We start from the raw sequence: 26,376 nt of genomic DNA, 5'->3' as shown, positions 1-26,376 counted from the left end.
AGAGGCAAGCAATCGCACGGCGGCCATCGCTGCATGCGAGAGGTTCGTTAAATCGGGCCTCAGCAATCCTGAAACCTACCGCCGTTCGTCGGTAGGATATCGACAGACGGCGGTCTCTGTTCCGGCGTTCAAGAAGATGTTGGGGAACGGCAAGTTCACGGCATCTGACGAACTATGGATCAATCTCTGGGCAGCGCACGGAAGCCAAGTCGGTTTTGTTACCCTCGACAGCTTCGGGGATAACCGGCTGGGAGCAGATGTCGGCGCCCGTCACATTTGCGCATTTCAGCTGTTTGACGGGAAGGTCACCGATGCAGGCGGCAGCGCTGACTTGCTAATCTCCCAGCGCGAAAACGACAGCCTACTAGGCTCTCAGTCGGGAGCGCGGAGACCGCAGTACAGTTGCTGCATCTCTCCGAGACCCGGCAACTAGCAGAATTCACAGACTGATATCGGCCCCGCTTCGGCGGGGCTTTTTTATTGGAGCAAGGCCCGTGGATGACGGCATTCCGACGCTGGAAGTAGGCTTTGCGATCGATACCGGCGGTTCGTTCGAAGAGCTGGTTCAGCTCCAGAAGGAAATGGACACCGCCGAATATAAGGCCGTGCAGAGCGCCAAGAACATCGAGCGCGCCACCAGCGGTATGCTGGATCTGGGCAGCGCCCGGGCTAGCATCACCGCGTTCGGGAGCGCCGTCACCAAGGAAGCTCAGAACTCCGCGCGCGAACTCGCGCGCGTTGAAAAGGCTGGCGAGGCCCTGTCGCGCCAGCTCGACCGCCAAGCGGCCACGTTCGGGAAGACGCGGGAAGAGATCCGCGCGACCAAGGTCGAAACGGCGGCCTTGGCTGCCGAACAGCAGGGTCTCACTGAACTGGCCGCCAGGTTGCGTGCCCAAGAGGCCGACCTGTTCGCGGCCGAGCTGGCGGCTGCGAGGCAGGCTCGGTTCGAGGCGGAAGCAGCCTCGGAGGCCAAGCAACTTGCGGCACAGCAGGCAGCTGCGGCCAGCGAGGCCGAGGCCGAGGCGGTACGCCGCGCGGCCGATGCCTATCGTCTGTTCGAAGCCGTCGCGAAGCAGAAATCCGCGGCATATCGCGAGAGCCAGGTCGCAGCAGCGGCCGAGGTCCGCGAAACGGACAATCTGGCCGCCGCCGCTGCCCGCCTCCGCGCCTCCATCGATCCCACTGTCGCGGCGCAGCAGCGTTTCGACGCGGAGATTGCCGAGGCCCGCACTCTAATCGCCGCTGGTGCGATCGGCCTGGATGACTACGCGGCCAAGCTGCGCATGGAGCGGACGGCTCTCGCAGAGGCGACCGACGCGCATGCCCGTGGCGCTGCATCCGCTGGCGCTCACCGAGCTGCCATGCAGGGGCTCTCTTTCCAAGCGCAGGACGCCTTCACCCAGATCAGTATGGGCGCGAATGTACTGTCCGTGCTCGCCATCCAAGGCGGGCAGGCGGCTGGGCAGATGGCGAACATGGAGGGGCGCCTCGGGAAGGTCGCGAGCTTCATGATCGGGCCTTGGGGGCTGGCGATCACTGGCGGCCTGTTGGTGCTCGGCGCCCTCACCGATGGCCTGTTCAAGAGCGGCGATGCCTCGGACGATCTGGGCGCGCGTCAGGCTGCTCTTGCGGCTGATCTCGATCGCACGACGGGCAAGATCAAGGAACAGGTGACCTGGCTGAGCATCCTCGCGAACTCGCGCGATGCCGAGGCGAAGCTTGATGCGGGGGCCAAGGCCTACCAGACCGCGCGGCAGCGCCTAACAACCAGCGGGCGCCTCGCCGGCGTGTCGTTCCTCCCCGATCAGACGGTCGATAGCGTCTCGGCTTCCGGACGCGCGTTCATCAACGATCAGTTGAACCGCTACACCGGCGACTATCGCACCGGCCTGACGGCCGAGCAGCTCGTGCGCAATCTGAACAAGCAGGCCGCCCAAGATCCGACGATGAAGGGCGCGGTGAAGGAGCTTGAGCGGTACGCATTCGCCGTCAACGACGCGTCCGAGAACAATCGCGGCCTGCAACTCCAGATCGCCCGCACTGCCGTGGCCATGGGCACGGCAAATGCGGAGCAGCGCAAGCTGGTTTCGACCAGCACCGAGGCAGCCGGAAGTGCATCGCAGTTGATCGACCGGCAGGTCGCGCTCGCAACCGCGACCACGCCGCTTGAGAGGGCGCGCGCGCAGCTTGCGCTCGTACAACAGCGCGGGGCGGCGGCCGATCGCGCCGGAGGCGCGGCGCTTGAGCAATATCGCAAGGATCTGACCGACGCGAGCAGCGCCGTGCATTCGGCCGAAGCTGCCGAGAAGTCGCGCAGCGCTGCGGAACGAGCAGCTCGGCGCGACGCAGCGGCCGCACGCAAAGAGCAGAACCACGCCGACGAGCTGGCCCGCGAGGCTGCTGCGCTCGAAGCGCAGGTCAAGAACCTCTACGGGCTCGCTGACGCCTACAAGCTATCCGGCGGCGCCGCGCTCGTCGCTGAGGCGCGCGTGAAGGCCGAGAGCAAGGCGATCAAGGAGCGCGGCGAGATTGACGCCGAGGTTGGTCGCCAGGTGCGCCTGGCCATCGCGCAGCGCGTGTCTGAGGGCGAGCGGAGCACGGCCGGCATGCGCGATCAGGCGGCTGCGCAGGAACGGGTGAACCAGATGGTCGCGGCCGGGCTCATTCCCGCCGAGAGGGCCAGCGAGTATCTCAAGAACCAGATCGCCGACCTTCCCCTGCTCGCCGCGATCGAGGCTGCTCAGCAGCAGGGCCTCGCTACCGAGGCTGGGCGCGCAACCAAGGCGCTTGCCGATCAACGTGCCGAACGCGAGCGGCTGGCGAAGGCGGAACGCACTGGCCAGTTCAGCGCGGCCATGGCCTCGGGCGCGGATCGCGTGGCTGAGCTGCGCGAAGAGCTGCGGCTTGTGGGCGAAACCGACGCGGTCCGCACTCATGCCCTGGCGACTATGCGGGCGACGATCGAGGCCAAGCGGATGACGGACGATCCCGCCGAGCAGCAGAAGTATATCGCGCAGCAGGTCGAAATCGCAGATCTCGAAGCTCAGCGGCAGCTTCGCGCCGAGGTCTTCAACAACAGCCTGCGGTATCAGGCGGATCTGCTCGCCGAGATCTCGGACAACGTCACCGAGGCCGCGCAAGGCCTCGCCGACGCATTTGGCGAAGGTGGTCGCGCTCTTGGTGATCTTACCGCCCGCATGGCGACCTACTTAGCCGACCAGGAGCGCCTGCGTGCCGCCCATGATCTGGAGATCAAGAAGCTCAAGGAAATCGGCGATGCCGAGGCCGAGCGCCGAGAAAACGCTCTGTTCAACACCCGCAATGCGACTGCCCAGATCGATATGTTCGGAGACATGGCCTCCGCCGCGAAAGGGTTTTTCGCGGAGGGCAGCAAGGGCTACGCCGCGCTGTCGGCGGCCGAAAAGACTTTCCGCGCGATCCAGTTCGCACTGTCGGTTCGCGCGATGATCCAAGACGCGGCGGAAACCGCCTCGAGCATCGCCAAGAGCGGCTTGCGAGCAGCTGCGAGCGCCGTTGAGGCTGTCGCCAAGGCCATTGCCTCGCTGCCCTTCCCTGCGAACCTCGTCGCGGGCGCCGCGACCGCCGCCGCGCTCGCCTCGATCGGTCTTTCCGTGGTTCGGTCGTTCAGCGGCGGCGGCACCAAACCCACGCCCGCGAATACCGGCACCGGGACGGTATTCGGCGATCCGAACGCCCAGAGCGCGAGCCTCAAGAACGCGATCGACGCGCTGAAGGAAGTCGACACGCTGACGAACAACTACGCGCGCGAGATGTCGTCGTCGCTCAAGTCGATCGACAGCCAGATCGCGAGCTTCACCGCGGTGATCCTCCGCACGGGTGACATCAACGCCTCGGCCGGCGTCACCGAAGGCTTCAAGATGGACAGCACCGGAGGCCTGCTGAAGGGGATCATCACCGGCGGCGGCATCCTGACCAAGATCCCGATCATCGGCGGGATAATCGGCGGTATCGGTAGCCTGATTGGATCGCTGTTCGGATCTAGCACCAAGGTCACCGCAAGCGGCCTGTACGGCAATTCCCAGTCGCTGGGCTCGATCCTCTCGGGAGGGTTCGACGCGTCCTATTACAGCGACATCACCAAGACGAAGAAGTTCCTCGGGATCACGACTGGCCACTCCTACTCGACGCAGTATTCGAGCGCCGACCCGGCGCTTGAGGGCCAGTTCACGCTGATCCTTCGTTCGTTCAGCGATGCGATCAAGTCGGCTGCCGGTCCGTTGGGTGAGGCGACTTCCACGATCGAGGCGCGGCTCAACAGCTTCGTCGTCACGATCGGCAAGATCGACCTGCAAGGCCTCACCGGTGATCAGATCCAAGAGAAGCTCACTGCGATCTTCGGCGCCGCCGCCGATGGCATGGCGAACGCCGCATTCCCCGGCATCGCGCAGTTCCAGAAGGTCGGCGAGGGCGCTTTCGAGACGCTGGTGCGCGTCGCCTCCACCGTCGAGCAGGTAAGCGCATCGCTCGATCTGCTCGGACGCAACGCGACGAACCTCAGCATCGCCGCGAAGCTCGGCCTGGCGGACCAGTTCGAAAGTGTCTCGGCCATGGCCGACGCTGTGAACTCCTACTTCGAGGACTATTATTCGAAGGAAGAACAGGCGGCCGCCAAGACCGCCCAGCTGGGGAGCGTGTTCGCGAGCCTCGGCCTGACCATGCCGTCGACGCTGGCGGCGTTCCGCGCGCTCGTTGAGGCGCAGGATCTGACCACAGCCGCCGGGCAGGCGACCTATGCCACGCTGCTCCAGCTGGCGCCGGCTTTCGCGGATCTCCAATCGGCACTTACCGGCGCGAAGAGCGCAGCCGATATCCTCAGCGAGCGCCAGGATCTTGAGCGCCAGTTGCTGGAGCTTCAGGGCAACACCGAGGCGATCCGGCAGCTCGATCTCGCGAAGCTCGACGAGAGCAACCGCGCGCTTCAGCTCCAGATCTGGGGGCTTCAGGATGCGCAGAAGGCGGCCGAGGCCGCCGATCAGCTGCGGCAGGCCTGGCAGTCCGTGGGCGATAGCATCATGGAGGAAGTGAAGCGCATTCGCGGTCTTTCCGATGCGACCGGCGCGACCAGCTTCGCCACGCTGATGGGGCAGTTCAACGCAGCGACTGCAATGGCACGGTCGAACGATCCGGGTGCGCAGGACGCGGCAAAGTCGTTGCCGCAGCTATCGCAGGCCCTGCTCACCGCCGCGCTCGCCTCCGCGCGCAGCGCGCAGGAATATGAGCGGGTCAAGGCACAGACCGCCGCGAGCCTCGAAGCCACCTATGGGATCGTCAACCAGCTCGGCACGAGCGCAACGGCGCTCTCGGACGCTGCGCTGCTCGCGGCCTCGGCTGATACGGCACAGGCGGCAGACGCGACCGCCAACGACAACGTCGCGAGCCTGACTGCCAAGCTTGACGAACTGCGCGAGGAAATCGCCGGCATGCGCAGCGAGAACAATCAGGGGCATGCGGCGACGGCCGGCAATACCGGTGCGATCAAGCGGACGCTCGATAACGTCACGTCGGAGAACGGCGGCAACTCGATCTCGACCGTGATCGCAGCATGAAGGTGATCGAGCGGACCAAGGTCACCGCAGCGATGATCGTGAATGTGACGGTGCCTGAAACCGACTATCCCGCTTGGGCGGCCGGCACCACGTACGCCCTCGGCGCGCGCGTGATCTCGACCGCGACACATCGCGTCTATGAGAGCGCGATCGCCGGAAACATCGGCAACGATCCCACTGCCGGGGCAACGCAGTGGCTCGACGCCGGACCCACAAACCGGTGGGCAATGTTCGACGACTCGGCAGGATCATCGACCATGGTCGTTACCAGCTTAAGCGTCACGCTGGCGCCGGCTGTCGTGATCGGCGCGCTCGCCGTGCTCGATGCCGTGGCTGCAACCGTGCGTGTCGAGGTGACCGTTGCCGGCGTGGGCGTCTACGACCGTACGGTTCAGGCGACGCGCGCCGTTCTGACCTTCCTCGATCTCCCGCAGGCGGCCAACGCTCAGATCAAGGTGACATTGACCAGCGCAGCCGGCGCGGCGGTCGGCTTGAGCACCCTGATCATCGGAAATGTGCTCGATCTGGGCACGACCGAGCAATCTCCATCCATCGGGATCACCGATTACAGCCGGCGCGAAACCGACGATTTCGGCGTGACCACCGTGGTGGAGCGCGGCTGGGCGAAGCGGATGACGCTCCGCTCCCGGATCGACACCTCGGCCGTCGCTCGGGTGCAAAAGCGCGTCGCGAGGCTGCGCGCAACGCCGGCCCTGTGGATCGGCGAGGAAGGATACGATGCGCTCTCGATCTACGGCTTTTTCAAGAGCTTCTCGGTCGACATCGCCCTGCTCACCTCAAGCTTCTGCTCGTTCGAAATCGAAGGTCTCGCCGCATGAAGGTCGTTGAACCCGTCACTATCACCGACGCGGTGCTGGTCGGCAGCAACGTCGCCGAGAACGATTATCCGGCATGGGCAGCGGGTACGACCTATGCGGTCGGTGCGCGCGTAATCCTTACCTCCACGCACCGGATCTATGAGAGCGCCGGCGCCGGCAACATCGGCAATCACCCCGCCGCCGGCGCCGCCGGCAAGTGGATCGATGTCAGCGCGACAAACCGTTGGGCGATGTTCGATCAGGCCGTAGGTTCCCTCACCGAGGCGATCGGCAATATCACCGTCACGCTGGCTCCCCCCGCCGCGATCGGCGCGTTGGCGGTGCTCGATACCAATGCGGTTTCGGTGCGCGTCAAGGTCACCTCGGGCGCGGTCACGATCTACGATCAGACGCAGGTGCCGAGCGATCCGACCGACGATGAGGCCTCGATGCTCTTCCTCGATCTGCCGCAGGTCGCGGGCGTGCAGATCGTCGTGACGGTCTCGGCGAGCGGACCGCTGGTGCCTGTCGCGGCGGGAACCCTGCTGCTCGGCAATGTGCTGGATCTCGGCCTGACCGAGGCCGGCCCGAGCGTGGGGATCGACGATTTCAGCCGGCGGGAAACAGACGATTTCGGTCTGACCACGGTGGTGGAGCGCGGCTGGGCGAAGCGGATGACGATCCGTTCGCTGATTGAAACCGGCACCGCAGACGAAGTGCAGCGACGCCTGGCCGCGCTGCGCGCGAAGCCGGCGCTTTGGATCGGAGAGGAAGGTTTCGAGAGCCTTGCCATCTATGGGTTCTTCAAGGACTTCGCGGTGGATCTCGCGCTTGAGACAGTGAGTTTCTGCTCGCTGACGATCGAGGGCCTGACTACGGCGGGGGCGCTCGAACCAAACCCCTACACACGCGCACTCGCGGAGATCGAAGCTCGGCTAGGCCAGCTCGACCAAGCGCAGGAAGATGCAAGCGAGGCGCTGGACGATCTCGCCGAGATCTTCTCGGACGGCAAGCTAACGCCGGCGGAGAAGATCCAAAAGCTCATTCCCGGCGACGCCGAGCTTGAGGCGTCCTGGGCAATTCTCGATGCGCAAGCGGGCGCAATCGCGGGGTCGGCAGCGGTCGCCGCAGCGCGCACGACGGCCGCTACCGCGCGAGGGAATTGGCAGGCCTATCGGAACACCCTCAATCCCGCCTGGAACGACACGAGCGACACGACGCCGGTAGTCCGCGGCACTTTCAACACCAAGCTCGGAGACTATCGGACCGGGATCACGGTGCTGATCGACGCCCTGAGGGCGTATGCGCAGACGCGCTCGAACTGGTCGGGCACCTCCAACGACAACGGCCAGATGCCGGCGAACAATGCGGGCACCTCGCGCACCCTCACGCCGATCGGCGCCTACACGACCGTGCAGGGCAACTCGCAGGTGAAGGCCGGCGGCACGCATGGCCTGTATCAGGGCGGCACGGTCAGCTCCGCGCTTGTCGGCACCGCGTTCGTGAGTAGCAGCCTGCTGGCTATCCAAGACGGCACCGCAGGTGGCTGGTGCACGTCACTAGCGCTGGACAGCAGCGCGACCAACTTTGTCGGGGCCTTCGGCGGCGCCGCCATCAATGTGAAGTACGAGGCGGTATTTGTCGCCAACACTCCAACCACCGGGATGATCTATCTCTACGGTAGCGGCGGCGCAGGGCTGATCGCGTCGGCGGCCGTTACGGGTCTAACCCCGGCGAGTCGCATGGCGCTGGTCTATGACGGCACCTCGATCTTTGTGCTGTTGGATGGCGGCAAGTACGTCACCACGGCCGTAGCATCGGGGCAGACCCTTTGGCCGAAGGTGCTCGACTTCTATCAGAGCGGGGCGCCTGGGTGGGCGATCAAGGATATTCAGTCCGGCCCTTGGACCGATCAGTCGCAGGCAAAGGCTGCACAGGCGGATGCTTCCAGCGGTCTGGCTCAAATCGCTGACATCCAGAGCGACTCTGTCCTTTCCCGCGTCGAGAAGCCGGAAATCATCCGACGCTGGAATGCGATTATCGGCGAGGCGAACCTCATCGGCGCTAGCGCCAATGCCTTGATCGTGGACACGACGGCGTATTCCGCCGCCTATAACGCCCTGGGCACCTACTTCGCAGGGCTCAACCCATCGTACAGTGACACGACGCAGGACACGACCATAGTGCCCGCGACGTTCAACCAGAGGTTCAAAGACTACTACGATGCCCGCCAGGCGCTCCTCAACGCAATTGACCTGAAGGCGTCGCAGGTTGCGACGTGGAGCGGCGTCACGGGCACGGGGCGCCCTTCGGACGGCGCCACCACCGATCAGCAGCTCGACGGCGTCGGCCCGATCAGCCTGGTCGGAAACAGCCTGACGCGTACGAGCGGCAGCGGTGACTATGAGGCGTACGCCTTCTCGAAGCAGCCGCTTCAGGGTGCCCAGCTGGCGGCGGTCGACGTTCACCCGACTCTTTGGACCATGGTCGCGCTTACCAAGGCGATCACCTCGTCCAACCACTATTACACCGACATGACGGTCGAGGCCCAATACAACTATGCCGGGCAAGGCCTGTCGATCTACGTGTCCGGGTCGCTGGGCTACAGCGTCAACGTGGGTTCGGTTGCTGGCAAGCTCGAAGTGCTGTTCGACGGCAAGCGCTTCACCGTGCGGCTCGGCGGCATCGTGCGCTGGCAGAGCAAGCTACTGGTCGGGGCGGCCACGTGGAGTCTCTATGGCGCCTTCCATGCGTACAACAGTGGTTCCCCCTACACCGGCCTTACCCATCGCAGCATGACGGCGCCGGTGGCCGGAACGGCGACGCTGTTCGACGCACGGAATGAAAGCGTTGTCGGATCTGGTGGATCTGTCTGGGAAATCAGCGGCGGCACGGCGATCTATCGGTCTGCATCGCAGTGGATCGGCAACGCCTACTCGCTGGAAAGCCAGACAGGCACCGCCATGGTCGCGGCGCGCTTTACCGACACCGGCTCAAACATGATCGGCCTCGCCGACAACCGGCAGTACGGCGGAGCGAACGACTACGTCTATGGCCAGTACCTCGTCTATTCGAGCGGCGGCGATCTCTACGCATATGAGAGCGGGACCGGCATCAGCCTCGGCGTCACGCACACCAATGCCTCGCCGGCTGTCGTCGTCATCACCTATGACGGGGTGAATGTCCGCTATTATGTCAACGGCGTCGAGAAGCGCGTCGTTGCCACGACGGCTGGCCGGACGTTTTATGTGTGCGTCGCGGGTGGCGGCAACGGCCAAGGCTTCACCGATGTTCAGTTCGGCGCATACAGCCAGAACGACTGGGGCTCCACCGGCGGCGCTAACCGGCCCGCCGATAACGCGACCGTAGGCGGCACGCTCGGCACCAACATTCGCGACAGCGGCAGCGTGCTGCTCAACGACGGCGACGTGCGTAACAATGTCGACAGCGTCATCCGCGCGCCTGGCGGGGCCGTATTTACGACGCAGGCTTCGGTGGTGAACGGATCGCTAAAAGTCCGGCTCCCGCAATCGTGGACCAGCACCATGATGCGCTTCACCGTCGAGATCTACGAGTACAGCTCGGGCTTCATGTGCACGCTGGAGGTGGGCGGCTACAACTATTCCGGTTCGAGCTGGCTCAATACCTCGGCCCGCGTGCTCGGCGGCTCCAACGTCGAATACCCCGTCTATTTCGGGCATGACGGCACCTGCTGTTGTGTCTGGATCGGCACGGCGGCCGAGACGTGGAGCTATCCGCAGGTGCGCGTGCGCGATTTCTTCGCCGGCTACTCGGGGTTCACGCGTGCTCTCTGGGAGAGTGGCTGGCAGCTGAGTTTCAGCACTGGTGGCCCGATCAACGTCACGTCGACCATCACCGATACTTTGCCGGGCGCCGACTGGGCGAAGATCCCGAGCCGCTCGGGACGGCCAGAGGACAATGCCGACGTTACGCTGACCTCGCAGTTCACGAGTGACATCGAGAAGTCTGTGGAGATCGCCTTCGATTACACCGGGACCACGGCGAGCGGCGTCCCGAAGATCATGCCCGTCACCGTCACTCGCGGCGGTACCAATGTGACACTTAACAGCCAGGCGAGCTACTCGGTGGGCAACTTCACGGGCGGCTGCACGAACGCGAATATCACAGTCGACAACACGACCGGCTCCACGACGAAAGGGCGGCCAACGATTGTAAGCGGCGCTGCGGCGCCGGGCACTTTCGATTGGATCGTTAGCTATAACGGCGTGCAAGTCGCGAAGGTGACGGTGCAGGTGAGTAAGAAGTTGGCGGCAGCGCCGGCTGGCTCGGGATCTGGTTCGAGTGGCTTCAGCAAGAACGGCACGTTTGATGCCGGCGGAGCGTCCCTCTCGACAACCTCTTATGCGGAGATCGGCCGCGTTTCGAACCTCGTCAAAGCTACGGGCGAGTCCATCTACGCCAGCTTCTACGGGATGTATCACGCGAGCGGCTCGGGCAATTTCGTCAGCCGCTACGGTGTTGTGAAGCTGCAATACAGCGTCGCCGGCGCGAATTCGTGGACCGACTTTGGACCGACAGTGCAAGGCGGGACTGCCACCTTCAGCAACCTGTCGGGCGATGACAACCCCGGCGATGTGACGATCTACCAATCCGTCGCGCCAGCGAACGGCAACTATGATGTCCGAGCAGTGGGGGTGATCAATAGCACCCTTCAGGGCGCTGTCCTGACATTTGAAACGCCGGCTCCGGGCTCGGTTATCGTCAAGGTCTAGGAGCACGACATGTCCGATACGTGGTGGGTCATCGAAGAGGCCGATGGCCGGCAACACGTCATTGCCGATGATCCTACGCCTGCCGAGATCGAGGAGGGCGGAGAGATCGAGTTGGTCGATCGCTACCCCGAAGCGGTGCGGCGCTCTTCCCTGCCCCGCTGCCTGGATTTGGCGCAGGAACGCTGGGACTTCGACGCGGCCGCGATCATCACGCGGTGGAGCCCTGAGCAAGCGCGCGATCTCCGTTGGGAGGAAGCCAAGCGGTATCGTGTCGAGCGGCAGACCGAGCCGCTGGCGGTTGCGGACATCGTTCCGGGCCAGGTGATCGTCGCGCAGCGGGATGAAGAAGGTCAGAAGTGGATCGACCGGTATTCGAGCGCTGCGGAGACGGCGATCCGCAAGGCCGCCGATTTCTCGATCGTGTTCACCGACGCCGCGAATAGCCTGGTGTCGATCAACGCCGACCAGATCCTGCTGCTGCGCGATGCCAGCCTGATCCAGCAAGCGCTTTGCCACGCTGCGAGCCAGGGCATTCGAGCGCAGCTCGACGCGGCGCTCGCGGCCGGCGCCACTGCGGCCGAGATCCTCTCGATCGATATCACCGAGGGTTACCCCGAGGCCTGAGCCTCAAATCACAGGAGAACGAGTATGAAGCTGATCATCAAGGCGATCCGCCTCAACGAGGCTGCCCTTGCCATCGCACCCGCCGGGATGCCGGCGAACACGGCACCGAAGTTCATCGTTGAGCTGGCCGATCCGACTGCGGCAAGCACGCCGGTTTCCTACCAACTGCCGTTCGCCGAGGTGGACGGCTTCGAGGTGGGCGGGGTGTATGACCTTAAGCTCACCGCCTCCGCTTCGGCAGCCTGACCGTCGTGAGCGATGCCGGGGGCGTCAGCGCTGGCGAAGTCGGCGGCATCATCGCGGGCGCGATCGCGATCCTCGCCGCGCTGGGCAAGGGGGCGGCCTGGCTTCTCAACTGGAAGGACGCGCGGGCGAATAGTCGATCGGCCAAATTACAGGTTTGGCACGACGAGCTGACCTCACGCGAAGCAAAGCTGGACGCCGAGATCGCGTCTAGACTCACCCGGATTGAGGAAAAGTACGAGCGGCTCGAACAGCACCACTTCGACGTGCTGATCCGTTTCGAGCGCCAGCGGAACGCCTATCGCGTACTGGCGGCGGAAGTCATTGCTGTGGCTCCGCACTCGGCCGCGTTAATCCAGGCGCAAATGATCCTCGAAGAAGCGATGCCCGTGCCGTCGATGGCCGGCGGCGCGCAGCTGCTCGACGATATCGACACGGCCGAAGGCCCGGCCACTTAACCACAGGAGTAAATGACATGGATCTAGCGACGCTTCGGCGGCGCCTGATGGCGGCTGGCTATTCGCCGGCTGCCGAGGCGGCGCCCTATGGCTCTGCCGATCGCATGGCGATCGCGCAGGCCTTGAAGGATGGCCCTGATTGGAGGCTTGACGACTCCGACGTTGAGGCCGCCGCGCACCGCCTTGGCGTGGCGGCGGCGAAGATCTTGACGGTGTGGGACGTGGAGGCGACTGCGAAGCCGTTCGTGGATGGCCTCCCGACGATCCTCTTCGAGCCGCACCGGTTCAGCAAGGCGACGGGGCACCAATACGACGCCTCGCATCCTACGCTCTCGTCGCGCGCGTGGAACCGCGCCCTGTACCCCGCATCGCAGGCGGGGCGCTGGTCGCAGCTGCTCGATGCGGTCGGGCTCGATGTCGATGCTGGCTTTGCTTCGGCGAGCTACGGCGGTTTCCAGATCCTCGGCGAGAACTACGCGGTGTGCGGTGCGCCGTCGCCCTGGGCCTTTGCCTGGCGGCAGGCGCAGACCGAGGCGGACCAGCTCGAAGCCTTCGTGCTGTTCGTAGAGTCGAACGGCCTCAAGCCCGCGCTCCAACGCGGCGACTGGGCGGCCTTCGCGCGTGGCTACAACGGCACCGCCTATCGCGAGAACAAGTACGATCAACGTCTCGCGGCCGCATTCGCGAAGCGGAGCGCGGGGGCGTGACGCCACGCGAGCAACTGATCGCCTATCTGGCGACTTTGGCGGCATTGGTGATCGTGCTGCTCGGCGCGATGATCATCGCGGCCCTCTCCGAGAACATCATCGGCAAGATGGAGGCCTTCGGGCTCGGCACTGTGACGGGCGGCCTTATCGGCGTCCTGCGCATCCCGACCAGTAGGCAGGTGACGGTCGACAATCCGCCGACAGAGCCGATCCCGGTTGAGCCCGGCGCCAACTGATCCGGGCCGCGCGGTTCAGCGGCATCACAGGAGACCAACCATGAAGAAGGTGCTAATTGCACTCGCCCTTGCGGCGAGCCTTACGGCGTGCGCGATTGGCGCGCGGCCGCCGACCGAGGCGAGTATCGCCAAGGCCGCTGACCGCGCGGTGGGTATCGAGACCGGCTATGCCGTGGCCGCTGAGATGACCACATTCGGGGCCGGGGCATTCGATGCCGTCACGCAGGCGAAGATGGCCAATGGCGACCGCGTGGCCTTCGCCGCGCTTAGCGCAGGGCGGATCACCTATCCGCTGGCGTTGTCGCTGGCGCCGGCGGACGCGGTGCGTCTTGCCGTGGCGATCGAGCGGAGCGACGCGGCTCATTCGGCGCTTCAGGCGGCCCTTGCGGCGCCTGGATGATCGAGCCTTTCGGGATACAAGGATGGCGCTCCGGGGAGGTTCTCTCCGGAGCGCTTTTTTATTTGCCCCTTCACGAATCGTTCTCAATCTGTTCACGGTGCGCGAATGGGTGTCCGCGTACCGAAAGACTTGGCCGAATATCCGCAGTTCGGGATCGACTTGGCGATCGTCTGCGAAAGCTGCGGGCGGATCGTCGTGTTCGATGCCGGCAAGGCCGCCTTGTTCTACTTTCGGAAGCGCCTGAAAACCGCGCTCCCGCTCGATACCTCAATGTTCGTCTGCAAGTGCGGATCTAAGAACGTGCGCTCGGCCGGCGTCCCCATCGAGAGCCGGCCCGACCCGCTGCCGCCAGCGCCGCCGCGTCTAGACCCGCTCTATGTGCATAGCGAGGGACGCGCCCGCCGGCGGGCACGAGGGTAGCAGTTGCGCTGTCACTGAACGGTCTGCGGCCCGCCAGCCTTGAACTCGGCGGTGTGACGCCAGAGCCCGGCTCCCAATATCACCAGTTCGCCGAAAAGATCGTCGTCTGACTGAAGGCGCTCGTCTTCCAACATGTTCGCGAAGGCGATGCAGATAGTCTCAAGGGGCACGTCCGCCCCCTTCTCAGCTAGATCCCGCATCACGGACAAGATGGCATGCGCCGGGAGAACGTCGACCATGGTCGCTCCTTTTCAAGGTGCAACATATGGATGCGCGGCGCGCACTACCGCAACCGCCTGCTCGATTGCTTTCCGCTCGGCCGGCTTGCCCTTGGGGTGCACCGCCCAGTTGCAGTGAATGTTGAGGTATGTGGGGAGTTTCTCCACGGGACCGATCGCGCGCAGCCACTCCCGGTGAGATCCGCCGGCGGCTCCTTCAAGCAGTGTCGCGAGAAGGTCTCGCATCTCGTCGGGGGTGGGAACGCTTGCCATGTTCCCTCGACTCCTTCGATGCGAGTCGGGTTCCCTTTAGCCGAGATCACCGCGCAGGCGCCGGACCTCGGCGATCAGCTTAGGGGCGCCCCAATGGGCTGCTGCGGTGTATTCCTGGCGCTCGGCCGAGGAACTGCTCGCCCGGTGCGCGGCCTCCCACTTGGCCTCTATGTCCGCGATTAGGCGGTCGACGGCGTCGCTCGGAGCGACCTGATTTTGTTTTGCGGCCATTTTCTAAGTATTTGAGGGGGAAGCGGAAGTTTTCGGCATGTTTTGCACGGAAACCCGCAGAAATCTGGGCTTCCTGTCAGCTTGGGAAGCTCCTGTGATACCATTTCACCATACCCGCTCGGGTATAGCGGGCGCTTGCCACAGCGCCCGCCATCCGGTCAACACCCGCGTCATCCAAAGCCGATCGGCGATGCCGCCCCCGGCCGGGCAGCAGCCTCGCCCCGCAACCGCGCCACGATGTCCGCCGCGCCGCTTGCCGGGCGATGCCGAAGCTGCCGCGCCACAACCGCGAAGTCGCCGGGCGTCAGCCCCTCGAGCCGCGCGGGCGCTTCCATCTCGAAGAAGCGCGCAAAGGCCCGCCCCGCCGCTTCGTGCCCCAGCGGGCGCAACCCCAGCTTGAACACGAACCGCCGCAGCGTCGCCGGGTCGAGCTTCCCCGGATGGTTGGTCGCCGCCACCACCGGCAGCGGGTGCCGGTCGAGCCAGGTGAGCAGTTCGTTGACCTGCCCGACTTCCCAGCTCGTCTGCGCCGTCGTCCGGTCGAAGAGCAGCGAGTCCGCTTCGTCGAACAACAGCACGCCGCCGCGCCGCCGCGCCTCGGCAAAGGCGTCGGCGATATTCGCCTCGGTCTCGCCGACCCATTTGGACAGCAGGTCCGACGCGCGCTTGACCACCAACGGCCGGTCGAGCCGCTGCGCGAGATGCCAGGCGAGCGCGGTCTTGCCCGTGCCCGGCGGTCCGGTGAGCAGCAGCGAGACGTCGTCTGCCCCCGACGCCGCGATGCCGTCGATCAGGTCCGCCACCGGCGGATCGCTCTCATACAGCGTCGGGTCGAGCGCACCCGGTCCTACCATCGGCAGTTCGCCGCCCCGGAGCGCCTTGACCAACGCCTCGGCCGACCGGACGCCGCCATCGACCTCGCCCGCCAGCCGCCCGGCCCGCGTCGCCACGCGCAGCACGGTCGCGGCTTCGGGCGCTGCATCGAGCAGACGCTCGAAGCCGTCACCCGGCGCCACGCCCTCATCGGCCGCCACACGCGCCAGCATCCGCTGGCCGGCGCCGCGCGAGGGCAGCCCCAGTTTCAGCACGTGACTCATCCGCCGCAGGATCGCGCCGTCCATGTTGCCGATTGCATTGGTCGTCCAGATCACCGGCACCTTGTTGGCCTCCAGCATCCGGTTGACGAACACCTTGCTGCCCGTCCGCTTCTGGAACCAGTCGCCGCCACTCGGGGAAGCGTCGCCGATCAAATCCTCCATCTCGTCGAACAGCAGCACGGCACCGCCCTGCCCATCCAGCACCCGCTGGCTGAGCTGGTACGCCGCGATCCGCTCGCGCCGTACCGGTTCGTCGCCATCGTCATCGGCCTCGCCCACCGCGTGCAGCCGCGCGCCCGCGGCCACCGCCAGCGTCCGGGCGAACTCGGTTTTGCCCGTACCAGGCGGACCGTGGATCAGCAGGTTGATCCCCGCCGCCCCTTCGGCAAGCGCACCCTTGAGCAGCCGCACGAGATAGTCCGCCTCCGCCACCGCGAAGTCGTCCAGTCCCAGCCGCGCCACCTGACAAGGCCCCGCCAGCGCCTCGAGCAACGGCCGGCCGGGCCGCGGCGCATGGTCGAGCAGGCGCTGGAGCGACCAGCTCAGGTCGATCTCGATCCGCCCCTGATAGTCATGGCCGAAGCTGACCAGCCCGAGCATCACCGCCGCCGAGCGCCGCGCCAGCCGCCCGGCATCCACCGGCTCGGCGCCCCCGACTTCGCCGAGCAGAGCCGCCAGGTCGACCCCGGCATAACGCAGCACATTGGCCAGTTCGGCCACGCGCGGCACTCGCTCGAAGCCGATGAACAGCTCGAGCAGCGCATGGTCGAGCGGGCCGAAGCCGAGCATCCCGGCGAGCTCGTCGGCGATCTGGAGCACCTGCGGGCGCACCTCGCCGAGCGCCCGCCACCGGGCAGTCGCCGCCAGCATCGCCTCCCAGTTCAGCCGCTCGCTTTCCACCGGCGAGCCGGTGAGCCAGTCGATATGCGGCAATGCCCATTCGTGCACCGCCCTGGCGAGCGGTGCGGTGGCCGGAACGTTCCGGCCGATCCGGCGGAGCATCCGCCGGACGATCTGATGTTCGTGCATAAATTCCCGTGTCGCCCGGGCAGGCTGGCGGCACGCGCACAGGCGCGCCGCGGCCTTGGCCGGGACGTATCTCTGATTAGATTGTCGAGACGGATGCTGCTGCGGGGCGCCGCTAGGTGCCCGCAGCGCTCACACGGGCACTACGAGAACGAAGCGACGCTGGGCAGAAGGCCGTTTCGGGCGTTCGCGACCAACACGTCATTTCTCCTTCGCCGGGCGGAAAGGGTCCCCCGGCTGCGGCGGGCTCCTACCCGCACGCCCGGCCAAATTCAAGTTGGTCCCGGTCGAACGCGGCGCTAGCGTTGCACGAAGGTAACAGGAGATACGAGTAATGCGGGTTCTTGCAGGTGCGGCGCTGGTCGCAATGGCGTTCTCCGGCACCGCCGCGAGCGCGCAGCAGAACCCCCAGGCCGAAGCCCAGGCGCTCGAGCTCCTCAAGCGCGGTATCGCCTTCCGCACCGTCGCCGGCCCCGGCAACCAGACCCCCGATTACGCCGCCTATCTGAAGCAGCAGCTCGTCGCCGGCGGCTTCGACGCCGCCGACATCCGCATCGAGAAGGTCGGCGACACGGCCTGGATGGCCGTCCGCTATCCGGGCACCGACAAGGCCGCCAAGCCGATCTACATTTCCGGGCATATGGATGTGGTCGAGGCCAGACCCGAGGACTGGACCCGCGATCCGTTCACTCCGATCGTCGAGAACGGCTATATCTTCGGCCGCGGCGCGACCGACATGAAGTACGACCTCTCGACGATGGTCGCCACGCTGATCCAGCTCAAGCGCGAGGGCTATAAGCCTGCCCGCGACATCCTCCTCCTCGCTTCGGGCGACGAGGAGACCAGCATGAAGACCACCATGCAGATGGCCGAGCAATATCACGATGCCGAGATGCTGCTGAACATCGATGGTGGCGGCGGCGGGCTCGACGAGAATGGCCAGCCCGAGATCTTCGGCCTGCAGGGCGCGGAGAAGACCTATGCCGATTACGAGCTGACCTTCACCAACCCCGGCGGCCATTCGAGCGCGCCGGGCAAGAGCAACGCGATCTACTCGCTCGCCCACGCGCTGGCGAAGGTCGAGGCCTATCAGTTCCCCGGCGAGATCAACGACATCACCCGCGCCGGCTTTGTCCAGGGTGCCAAGACCGCCGACCCGGCGATGGCCGCAGCGATGCGCGCCTTCCTCGCCAACCAGCAGGACCCCAAGGCACTCGCCACGCTGCGCTCGGAGCCCGGCCTGATCGGCCAGACCGGCACGACCTGCGTCGCCACGATGGTCACCGCCGGCCACGCCACCAACGCCCTGCCCCAGCGCGCCACCGCCAACATCAATTGCCGCATCTTCCCCGGCACCTCGGTCGAGAGCGTCGCGGGCACGCTCACCAAGGTCGTCGGCGATCCCGATCTCAAGCTGAAGACGCTCGACAGCGGCACCGTCGCCAGCCCCGCCTCGCCGCTCCGCCCCGATCTGCTCAAGCTCGTGTCGGACGGCATCCACGCCCGCTTCCCCGGCGTGCCGATCGTCCCCGCAATGTCAGCCGGCGCCAGCGATTCGATGTGGTTTCGCGCGCGCGGCGTGCCGAGCTACGGCGTCAGCCCGATCTTCATGAAGGGCTCGGACAGCTTCGCGCACGGCCTCAACGAGCGCACCCCACTCAGCGAAATCGCGCCGTCGATCACCTACTACAAGGCGCTGCTCAAGGGCCTGACCAAATAGGCGCCGCAATGCGGATTACATCTGCGATTGCCCTGATGGCGCTGGCCCTGCTCGCCGGCTGCAGCGACGACCGGCATGACGAGCGCCTGCGCCAGGCCGGGCCCAGACCATCGCTGGCGGCACTCCTCAAGGTCGCGGATGTCGGGCTGGGTGAACGCAAGTTCGGCCGGTGCGCAGGCTGCCACAAGAACAACCCGAACGCGCCCGACTTTGGCGGCCCCAATCTCTACGGCATCTACGGGCGGCCCATGGGCCAGAGCAGCCCGACCTTCGGCTACACCGCGGCGCTCAGGAACGCCGGCGGCAAATGGGATGCCGCAACGCTCGACGCGTGGATCGACAATCCCAGGGCAGTGGTGCCGGGCACCAGCATGCAGTTCGCCGGCGTGCCCGACCCGCTCGATCGCGCGGACATCATCGCCTATCTGAAGAGCCGCTCACCGACAGCCGAAACAGCCACGCCGAGGCCAGCCAAAGCGCGGTAAAGAAGCCGCCGAACACCAGCGCCCTGAACACGCCGTCCGGCGCCTGGGCAGTCACCGGCGCGGTCGCGATGGCGATGCCTAGCAATGCCTGCAATATTGCCACGCCCAGCATCGTCCGCGCCATGCCCGCGGCCTGAAACCACGCCGCGAACGCGCCCACCGCCGCCGCCAGGATCACCAGGAAGAAGGGCATCCCCATGCCGTCGTCGCGGACGATCGTGGTCCAAACGATCAGGATCGACGCCACCAGCGCAACGGCGACGCCTATCCGATAGCTGCCTGTTCCAGTCATCTGTGCGCCTCCGATATCTTGGTCGTTCTCAACCCGATCTAGCACCGCCACATGCGCGACCTGTGCAGGGACGAAGGAGAAACCAAGGAATCAAGCAGCCGCCCGGGCGGCGCCTTCCCTGACCAGCAGCGCCCGCGCCAGCAGGATCACGACCCCGATCGAGATCGCGCAGTCGGCAGTGTTGAAGATCAGGAACGGTCGCCACGCGCCGAAGTGCAGGTCGAGAAAGTCGACGACATAGCCGAAGCGCAGCCGGTCGGAGATGTTGCCCAGCGCCCCGCCCAGGATCAGTCCCAGCGCTATCGCGTCCGGCCGCTGCGGATTGCGCCACAGCCACACCCCGACGCCCAGTGCGATCGCACCGGTCAGCGCGACGAGAAGCCAGCGGCCGAGCGGCCCGTCGGCGGTGAGAAAGCTCATCGAGACGCCGAAATTCTGCTCCCAGCGCAGATTGAAGACCGGCAGGACCTCGATGACCCCCCGCGCGCGCAACCCCAGCGGATAGGCCACCAACCATTTGGCCAGTTGGTCGACGCCTAACGCGGCCGCCGCAGCGATCAGTCCGGCGGCGCGCGCATTAATCCCGGTCATCGTCACCCTCCGCTTGCGTATTAGCTTGATAACACACGGCGGCTTGTGCACAACCGTCGCCAGCACCATCAACCTGGCGCCGGGGGAAAGATCATAGTGCCCATAACCGAAGCTGGCGGCACGCCCGCGCTCGAACTGCGCGCGCTCGGCAAGACCTATGGCCGCGGCGGCGGCGCCAAGCGCGCGGTCGATGACGTGTCGCTCAGCGTGCGGAGCGGCGAAGTCTATGGCTTTCTCGGCCCCAATGGCGCGGGCAAGAGCACGACGATCCGCATGGCGCTGGGCCTGATCCGCCCGAGCGACGGCGAAGTCCTGCTCTATGGCGAGCCGGTCTCCGCCAAGGCGCTGCGCCGCGTCGGCTCGCTGGTCGATGGCGGCACCTTCTACCCCTTCCTCTCCGGCCGCGACAATCTGCGCGTGCTGGCGCGCACCCAGGGCAGCGACGGTTCGCGCATCGACGCGGTGCTCGAGCGCGTCGACCTGGCGCGCGATGCCAAGCGCAAGGTGAAGGGCTATTCGACCGGCATGAAGCAGCGCCTCGGCGTTGCCGCCGCGCTGCTCGACGATCCTCAGCTGGTGATCCTCGACGAGCCAGCCAACGGCCTCGACGCCGCCGGCATCCAGGATATGCGCAGCCTGCTGCGCGGCCTGGCGGCGGATGGCAAGGCGGTGTTCCTCTCCAGCCACCTCCTCCACGAAGTCGAGCAGATCTGCGACCGCGTCGCGATCGTCCACAAGGGCAAGCTGCTGCGCGAAGCGACGGTGCGCGAGATGCTCGACCAAGGCGAAGCGCTGCGCGTCGAAGCCGAGCCGCTCGATGCCGCCGCCGCCGCGCTCGAGGGCAAATGGCCATTCGAACGCGGGGCTGACAGCCTCAAGGTACAGGCGCCCCGCGCCGCCGCGCCGGAGATCGTGCGCGCACTGGTCGAGGCCAAAGCGGACGTGTTCCGCGTCGGCCCCGACGACCAGAGCCTCGAGGAAATCTTCCTGACCATGACGAGGGACACCGATGCTTGATGCCGTCCTTGCCGAGGCACTGAAGCTTCGCCGCCACCGCGCGACCTGGATGATGGTGTGGATCTATCCGATCGCCATCGCTGCGATCATCATCGGCGTGCTCCTCTATGGCGCGCTCGCCAAGCATGGCGCCGCCGGGAATCCCCAGTCCGCCGCCGGCTGGATCAAGGACAGCGCGATCCTGTGGAAGGTCCCGACCTCGCCGCCGGGGCGCTTCCTGATCGCGGGCTTCGCCGCGGTGGTCTTCGCCGGCGAATATGGCTGGAACACCTGGAAGCTCATCATCCCGGCGCGGGCGCGCTGGCAGCTGATCGTCGCGAAATGGGTGGTCGCGCTCGGCCTGCTGGTGATCGCGCTGGTCGCCGCCGACCTGATCATGCTGCTCGGCAGCTGGATCGAATCGTTCCAGGGCGACAAGATCCCTGACGGCGTGACGCTCGCCGCGGTCGCCAAGGCGCATTGGCAGGCAGGCGCGCACGCCCTGCTTCCCATCGTCTATACGATTGCCTTCGCCAGCCTGTTCGCGATCCTCACCCAATCGATCCTCGCCACGGTGATCCTGTCGATCGCGCTCGTCGTGCTGGAGGGGATGCTGCCACTGCTCGGCTTCTTCTTCTACCAATACGCGCCGACGCTGACTGCGTGGCTGGTCAAGGTGCTGCCGCTCTACCACATGGCCAATCTGCTCGCCTGGGCGAAGGGCGGCGCGGCGATGCCGCTGGCACCGGGCACGATCATCTCGATGAGCTGGGCGACGTCGTTCTGGGTGCTGATGGCCTGGATCGCGGCAGCGGGCGCAGCGACGCAATTCCGCTTCATCCGCCAGGATCTTAATTGACGGCGGCGTGAGGCAATCGAACCTCTGTCTTCGACCCATTGCGGACATCGCCTCGTAGGATACTCTCCCGGCATTCGGGAGGGGCGCGACGATGGACATGTTCAATTATGTGATGGTGCTCGCCTCCGTCATCGTTGGCCTGGGCGTCACGCATCTGCTGCAAGGCATTGTCGACATCGTCCAGCACCCGGGACGCGAAAGGGTGTACTGGGTCCATCTAATATGGGTCGCCGCCACTTTCCTTCGGGCGATCTTCTGGTGGTGGTTCGAGTTCCGGCTGTCGCATACCAGCGAGTGGACGTTCACTCTCTATTGCTTCGTCCTAACCTACGCCTTCCTGATCTATCTGTGGTGCGCTTTGCTCTTTCCGCGCGATCTCGCCGGGTATGACGGCTACCGCGACTATTTTTATTCGCGCAAAGCCTGGTTCTTCGCCGTGGGGATTGCCGGCGTAGCGATCGATGTGGTCGATACGCTGCTCAAGGGGATCGCGCACTTCCAGTCGCTCGGCCTCCTGTATCCCGTGGCGATGGCAGCGCTCGCGATCCTGTTCGTGGTCGCCATCCTTACAAGGAACGAGCGTTATCACGGCGCGCTCGCGATTTTCTCCGTCGTGTATCTCGTGGTCTATCCGTTGACGAACCTGCCGACAGTGCAGTGATGCCGCAGATCCATGGAAGACAAGCCGGCGAAAGGACTAGCCAATGACCGCCAGATACGACGCCCTGATCATCGGCGGCGGGCATAACGGCCTGGTCTGCGCCTTCTACCTCGCCCGCGCCGGGCTGAAGGTCCGCGTGCTTGAGCGCCGCCATATCGTCGGCGGCGCGGCGGTTACCGAGGAGTTCCACCCCGGCTTTCGCAACTCGACCGCCAGCTACACGGTCAGCCTGCTTCGCCCCAAGGTGATCGCGGACATGAAGCTCCACGCCCGCGGCTGGCGCGTGGTCGAGCGGCAGATTTCCAACTTCCTGCCGCATGACGGCGGCTATCTGAAGCTCGGCGGCGGGCACGAACGCACCCGTGCGGAGTTCGCCCGTTTCTCGGCGAAGGACGCCGAAGCCTTCTCCCGCTACGAAGAAGCGCTGGAGCGCGTCGCTGAAGTGCTGCGCGACATGGCGCTCAGGACCCCGCCCAACGCCGGCGGCGGCATCCGCGCGCTGCTCGCCGCCGCCGCGCAGGGCCGCAAGCTGGCCGGCATGGGGATCGAGGCGCAGCGCGACACGATGGACCTGTTCGTCAAGTCGGCGCGCGACTTCCTCGGTGGCTGGTTCGACAACGACTATATCAAGGCCGCGTTCGGCTTCGATGCGGTGGTCGGCAACTATGCCAGCCCCGATACGCCCGGCAGCGCCTATGTCCTGCTCCACCACGTCTTCGGCGAAGTGAACGGCAAGAAAGGCGCCTGGGGCCATTCTATCGGCGGCATGGGCGCGATCACGCAGCTGATGGCCGAGGCATGTGTCGAGGCCGGCGTCGAGATCAGCCTTGAGGCGCCGGTCGCGAAGCTGCTCGTGGACGGCGGCAAGGTCGCCGGCGTTCGCCTGGAGAGCGGCGAGGAGATCGCGGCCAAGATAGTCGCCGCCAATGTCGGCCCCGCTTTGCTCTACCGCCAGCTCATCGAGCGCAGCGACATGCCCGCCGACTTCGCCCGCCGCATGGACCACTATAAGGCTGGCTCAGGCACCTTCCGGATGAATGTCGCGCTCTCCGAGCTGCCCGACTTCACTGTGCTCCCCGGCACCGGCGAGCATCACACCGCCGGCATCATGATCTGTCCGACGCTCGATTACATGGACCGCGCCTATACGAGCGCGAAGGCACACGGCATGTCCGACGAACCGATCGTCGAGATGACCATTCCCTCGACAGTCGACGACAGCCTTGCCCCGCCCGGCCAGCACGTCGCCGCGCTGTTCTGCCAGCAATTCGCCCCCGGCCTCGACTGGGACGCGCACCGCGACGCCGCCGCCGACCGCATCATCGATACCGTCACCAAGCACGCCCCCAACTTCAAATCATCGGTGATCGCCCGCCAGATCCATTCCCCGCTTGATCTCGAGCGCAAGTTCGGGCTGGTCGGCGGCGACATCATGCACGGGCATATGTCGCTCGATCAGCTCTGGGCTGCGCGACCGGTGCTCGGGCATGGCGACTATCGCGGGCCGATCGAGGGGCTGTACATGTGCGGCGCCGGCACCCATCCCGGCGGCGGCGTCACCGGCGCGCCGGGGCACAATGCCGCGCACGAAATCCTACGTGACCGGAGCCTCTTCGGCCGGTTGCTGCGCTGATCCGCGCATCAGATAGAGCGGGATCGCGGTCACCATCAGCAACAGGCTGAGCCCGATCGCCTCATAGCCCGCGCCCCATATCGCCCAGAGTGCGAAGACCAGCCCGATCGCCGCGGCGGGCCGCAGCACGCCCAGCACCAACGCGGACAGGCAGGCACCGGCGTAGAACCACAAGGTCGCCGCCGTCGTCACCCGCAGCATGAAGTCATAGATCGCCGCGGTGTCGCGCGAGGCGTTGCTAAGCACGAGCACGGTGGCCAGCACGCTCGATGCGAGCAGCGCCGCCGCCGGCACGTCGCGCGCATTGGTCCGCCCCACGCGCGCCGGGATCACCCCTGCCCGCGCCATGCCGAGCGGCACCTCGCCCTGCAGCAGCACCCAGCCGTTGAGCGCCCCGATCGCTGCCACCGCCGCGAACCCCGCCACCGCCAGCCCGGCCCAGCGCCCCCAGAACGCCTCGACGAACAAGGCCACCGGCGCATTGGCGCCCGCCACCGTCTCCTGCGGCATCGCCAGGATGATCCCCGACCAGGCGATCAGATAAAGCAGCCCGGTCAGCCCCACGCCGACCAATGTGGCGCGCGGGATCGTCCGCCCCGGATCGCGCACCCGCTCGGCGGCAACCCCCGCGCACTCGAACCCGACCATCGCGAAAAAGGCGAACGTCACCGCCGATGCCAGTTGCCCGGGCACGAATGGCGTATGCGGATGCGCATCGAGCGCGAGCCCGCCGCTCGCGCCCAGCTGGGCGAGCAGCAGCACGATCGCGGCGAGCGGCACCAACTTGATCAGCGTCGTCGCGACCTGGAATTCGCCTGCCGCCCGCGCCCCGCGCAGGTTGAGCAAGGTGATCCCCCAGAGCAGCCCCACCGCCGCCAGCACCAAAGTCAGCGAAGACGAAGCCAGCGGCGGCCAGAACACGGCGAGATAGCGCACCGCCGTCAGCGCGATAAAGGCATTGGCCGACCAGACGCCCACCCAGAAGCTCCAGGCGATCAGCACGCCCGGCAGCGGTCCCAGCGCGGTCGCGCAGATCGCCAGCGTTCCCGTCGCTTCGGGCACCCGGCGCGCCAGTCCGGCGATTACCCAGGCGATCACCATCGCGCCCGCGATTGCCGCGATCCACGCCGCGACACTGGTAAAGCCGAAGGGAGCGAGTTGGGCGGGGAGGGCGAAGAAGCCCGATCCGATCATGTTGCCGATCACCAGTGCGGTGGCCGTCCAGAAGCCGAATGGCCGCTTCGTCTCGCTCATGCCCGTCCCCCGATCGTTCAGATCCCGCCTTCGACTGCCTCCAGCCCCAGCTTACGCAAACCGGTCGCGAGTGCCTCGGCACAAGCGTCAAGCACCGTCTGGTCGGTCGCCCGGACCACGAAATTCGCACCCGTCTTCCCGTCGCGGAAGAAAGGATAGGAGCCGATTGCCACGCCTTCGAAGGCGCGCTCGGTCGCGCCCAGGAAGTCGGCGATCTCGCTCTCCGCCGCCCAGGATCCGATCGTGCGCGACAGCACCGGGCGGCCGCCCTCCAGCGTGCCGGTCAGCGCATCGAGCATGCCCGCGGTGATGTGCGGCACGCCGGCCAGGATGAAGAGATTGCCCACGCGGATGCCCGGCGCGCCCGACATGCGGTTGGGGATCAGCTCGGCGCCCTCGGGCACCCGTGCCATGCGCAGCCGCGCCTCGGTCAGCCCGCCGCGCGTCTCGTAATAGCGCTCCATCACCGCGCGCGCCTCGGGGTGGATCACCACCTCCACGCCCAGCGCCACCGCGATCGCATCGACGGTGATGTCGTCATGCGTCGGCCCGATGCCGCCGGTGGTGAAGCAATAGTCATAGCCGGTGCGGAGCGCGTTCACCCCCTCGACGATCCGCGCCTCGACATCGGGCACCACGCGCACTTCGGAAAGCCGGATGCCCTGCACGTTCAGCCAGGTCGCGATCTGGGCGATATTCTTGTCCTGCGTGCGGCCCGAGAGGATCTCGTCGCCGATCACCACCAGCCCAGCCGTCCAGATGCGTTCGCCCATGGCATCGGCATACCGACAA

General features: G+C 66.1%; 24 protein-coding genes. 16 read left to right on the top strand and 8 right to left on the bottom strand.

Translation table 11 applies throughout. The features are described from left to right. Positions 1-494 precede the first annotated feature (494 nt). The 10 genes from HZY97_RS20185 to HZY97_RS20140 all read left to right on the top strand — a co-directional run bounded on the left by HZY97_RS20185 (position 495) and on the right by HZY97_RS20140 (position 14,248). A complete protein-coding gene (locus tag HZY97_RS20185) occupies positions 495-5,588 on the top strand; it encodes a hypothetical protein (RefSeq protein ID WP_180147886.1) in 5,094 nt (1,697 codons plus the stop codon). Then, on the top strand, positions 5,585-6,427 hold the full coding sequence (locus HZY97_RS20180; RefSeq protein ID WP_180147885.1) for a hypothetical protein: 843 nt from the start codon (positions 5,585-5,587) through the stop codon (positions 6,425-6,427). The genes HZY97_RS20185 and HZY97_RS20180 overlap by 4 nt, the downstream gene beginning before the upstream one ends. Beyond that, positions 6,424-11,160: a hypothetical protein gene (locus HZY97_RS20175; protein WP_180147884.1), complete on the top strand. Its 4,737-nt coding sequence runs from the start codon at positions 6,424-6,426 to the stop codon at positions 11,158-11,160. Before HZY97_RS20180 ends, HZY97_RS20175 begins: the two co-directional genes overlap by 4 nt. A 9-nt stretch (positions 11,161-11,169) precedes the next feature. After that, positions 11,170-11,784, top strand: a complete 615-nt coding sequence (locus HZY97_RS20170) for a hypothetical protein (RefSeq protein WP_180147883.1) — start codon at positions 11,170-11,172, stop codon at positions 11,782-11,784. Between the two features lie 24 nt (positions 11,785-11,808). Then, the gene (locus HZY97_RS20165) at positions 11,809-12,030 is read left to right on the top strand and encodes a hypothetical protein (protein ID WP_180147882.1); all 222 of its coding nucleotides are present in this window, start codon (positions 11,809-11,811) and stop codon (positions 12,028-12,030) included. A 5-nt stretch (positions 12,031-12,035) separates the two neighbouring features. Further along, positions 12,036-12,485 carry a hypothetical protein gene (locus HZY97_RS20160; RefSeq protein WP_180147881.1) on the top strand — a complete coding sequence of 150 codons (450 nt, stop codon included), beginning with the start codon at positions 12,036-12,038 and terminating at the stop codon, positions 12,483-12,485. Between the two features lie 17 nt (positions 12,486-12,502). After that, on the top strand, positions 12,503-13,192 hold the full coding sequence (locus tag HZY97_RS20155) for an N-acetylmuramidase family protein (protein ID WP_180147880.1): 690 nt from the start codon (positions 12,503-12,505) through the stop codon (positions 13,190-13,192). Next, positions 13,189-13,428, top strand: a complete 240-nt coding sequence (locus HZY97_RS20150) for a hypothetical protein (protein ID WP_180147879.1) — start codon at positions 13,189-13,191, stop codon at positions 13,426-13,428. The genes HZY97_RS20155 and HZY97_RS20150 overlap by 4 nt, the downstream gene beginning before the upstream one ends. A gap of 40 nt (positions 13,429-13,468) precedes the next feature. After that, positions 13,469-13,828, top strand: a complete 360-nt coding sequence (locus HZY97_RS20145; RefSeq protein WP_180147878.1) for a hypothetical protein — start codon at positions 13,469-13,471, stop codon at positions 13,826-13,828. 129 nt (positions 13,829-13,957) lie between these two features. Beyond that, positions 13,958-14,248: a hypothetical protein gene (locus tag HZY97_RS20140; protein ID WP_180147877.1), complete on the top strand. Its 291-nt coding sequence runs from the start codon at positions 13,958-13,960 to the stop codon at positions 14,246-14,248. A gap of 11 nt (positions 14,249-14,259) precedes the next feature. On the opposite strand, the gene HZY97_RS20135 is transcribed toward HZY97_RS20140, so the two are convergent. From HZY97_RS20135 to HZY97_RS20120, 4 genes are all read right to left on the bottom strand, one after another. Further along, positions 14,260-14,487, bottom strand: a complete 228-nt coding sequence (locus HZY97_RS20135; protein WP_180147876.1) for a hypothetical protein — start codon at positions 14,485-14,487, stop codon at positions 14,260-14,262. 12 nt (positions 14,488-14,499) lie between these two features. Beyond that, the gene (locus HZY97_RS20130) at positions 14,500-14,739 is read right to left on the bottom strand and encodes a hypothetical protein (protein WP_180147875.1); all 240 of its coding nucleotides are present in this window, start codon (positions 14,737-14,739) and stop codon (positions 14,500-14,502) included. 36 nt (positions 14,740-14,775) lie between these two features. Next, positions 14,776-14,970: a hypothetical protein gene (locus tag HZY97_RS20125; protein WP_180147874.1), complete on the bottom strand. Its 195-nt coding sequence runs from the start codon at positions 14,968-14,970 to the stop codon at positions 14,776-14,778. Positions 14,971-15,140: 170 nt separating this feature from the next. Beyond that, a complete protein-coding gene (locus HZY97_RS20120) occupies positions 15,141-17,096 on the bottom strand; it encodes an ATP-binding protein (RefSeq protein WP_180147873.1) in 1,956 nt (651 codons plus the stop codon). Between the two features lie 331 nt (positions 17,097-17,427). Here HZY97_RS20120 and HZY97_RS20115 point away from each other — a divergent pair, with 331 nt between their 5' ends. Then, positions 17,428-18,813: a M20/M25/M40 family metallo-hydrolase gene (locus tag HZY97_RS20115; RefSeq protein WP_180147872.1), complete on the top strand. Its 1,386-nt coding sequence runs from the start codon at positions 17,428-17,430 to the stop codon at positions 18,811-18,813. An 8-nt stretch (positions 18,814-18,821) separates the two neighbouring features. Next, a complete protein-coding gene (locus HZY97_RS20110) occupies positions 18,822-19,298 on the top strand; it encodes a cytochrome c family protein (protein WP_180147871.1) in 477 nt (158 codons plus the stop codon). Here HZY97_RS20110 and HZY97_RS20105 read toward each other — a convergent pair. Together HZY97_RS20105 and lspA are read right to left on the bottom strand one after the other, a co-directional pair. Next, complete coding sequence (locus HZY97_RS20105) at positions 19,228-19,590, bottom strand: hypothetical protein (protein ID WP_180147870.1); 363 nt, start codon at positions 19,588-19,590, stop codon at positions 19,228-19,230. The two genes, HZY97_RS20110 and HZY97_RS20105, sit on opposite strands and share 71 nt — an antisense overlap. Before the next feature lie 90 nt (positions 19,591-19,680). Then, on the bottom strand, positions 19,681-20,181 hold the full coding sequence (gene lspA / locus HZY97_RS20100) for a signal peptidase II (protein WP_180147869.1): 501 nt from the start codon (positions 20,179-20,181) through the stop codon (positions 19,681-19,683). 96 nt (positions 20,182-20,277) lie between these two features. On the opposite strand from lspA, the gene HZY97_RS20095 reads away from it, so the two are divergent. From HZY97_RS20095 to HZY97_RS20080, 4 genes are all read left to right on the top strand, one after another. Continuing rightward, positions 20,278-21,198 (top strand): ABC transporter ATP-binding protein, encoded by a 921-nt coding sequence (locus HZY97_RS20095; protein WP_218943172.1) that lies wholly within the window; start codon positions 20,278-20,280, stop codon positions 21,196-21,198. Continuing rightward, a complete protein-coding gene (locus HZY97_RS20090; protein WP_180147868.1) occupies positions 21,191-22,036 on the top strand; it encodes an ABC transporter permease in 846 nt (281 codons plus the stop codon). Before HZY97_RS20095 ends, HZY97_RS20090 begins: the two co-directional genes overlap by 8 nt. A gap of 91 nt (positions 22,037-22,127) precedes the next feature. Continuing rightward, a complete protein-coding gene (locus HZY97_RS20085; RefSeq protein WP_180147867.1) occupies positions 22,128-22,697 on the top strand; it encodes a hypothetical protein in 570 nt (189 codons plus the stop codon). Between the two features lie 43 nt (positions 22,698-22,740). Then, the gene (locus tag HZY97_RS20080; protein WP_180147866.1) at positions 22,741-24,330 is read left to right on the top strand and encodes an NAD(P)/FAD-dependent oxidoreductase; all 1,590 of its coding nucleotides are present in this window, start codon (positions 22,741-22,743) and stop codon (positions 24,328-24,330) included. Here HZY97_RS20080 and HZY97_RS20075 read toward each other — a convergent pair. Both HZY97_RS20075 and HZY97_RS20070 read right to left on the bottom strand, forming a co-directional pair. After that, on the bottom strand, positions 24,292-25,584 hold the full coding sequence (locus HZY97_RS20075; RefSeq protein ID WP_180147865.1) for an APC family permease: 1,293 nt from the start codon (positions 25,582-25,584) through the stop codon (positions 24,292-24,294). The two genes, HZY97_RS20080 and HZY97_RS20075, sit on opposite strands and share 39 nt — an antisense overlap. 17 nt (positions 25,585-25,601) lie before the next feature. Next, on the bottom strand, positions 25,602-26,357 hold the full coding sequence (locus tag HZY97_RS20070; protein WP_180147864.1) for a molybdopterin-binding protein: 756 nt from the start codon (positions 26,355-26,357) through the stop codon (positions 25,602-25,604). Positions 26,358-26,376 lie beyond the last annotated feature (19 nt).

This window comes from Sphingomonas sp. R-74633, assembly GCF_013416555.1.
GTDB lineage: Bacteria > Pseudomonadota > Alphaproteobacteria > Sphingomonadales > Sphingomonadaceae > Sphingomonas.
Note: the sequence above shows the minus strand (reverse complement) of the source record. Positions and strands in the feature narration are given on the sequence as shown.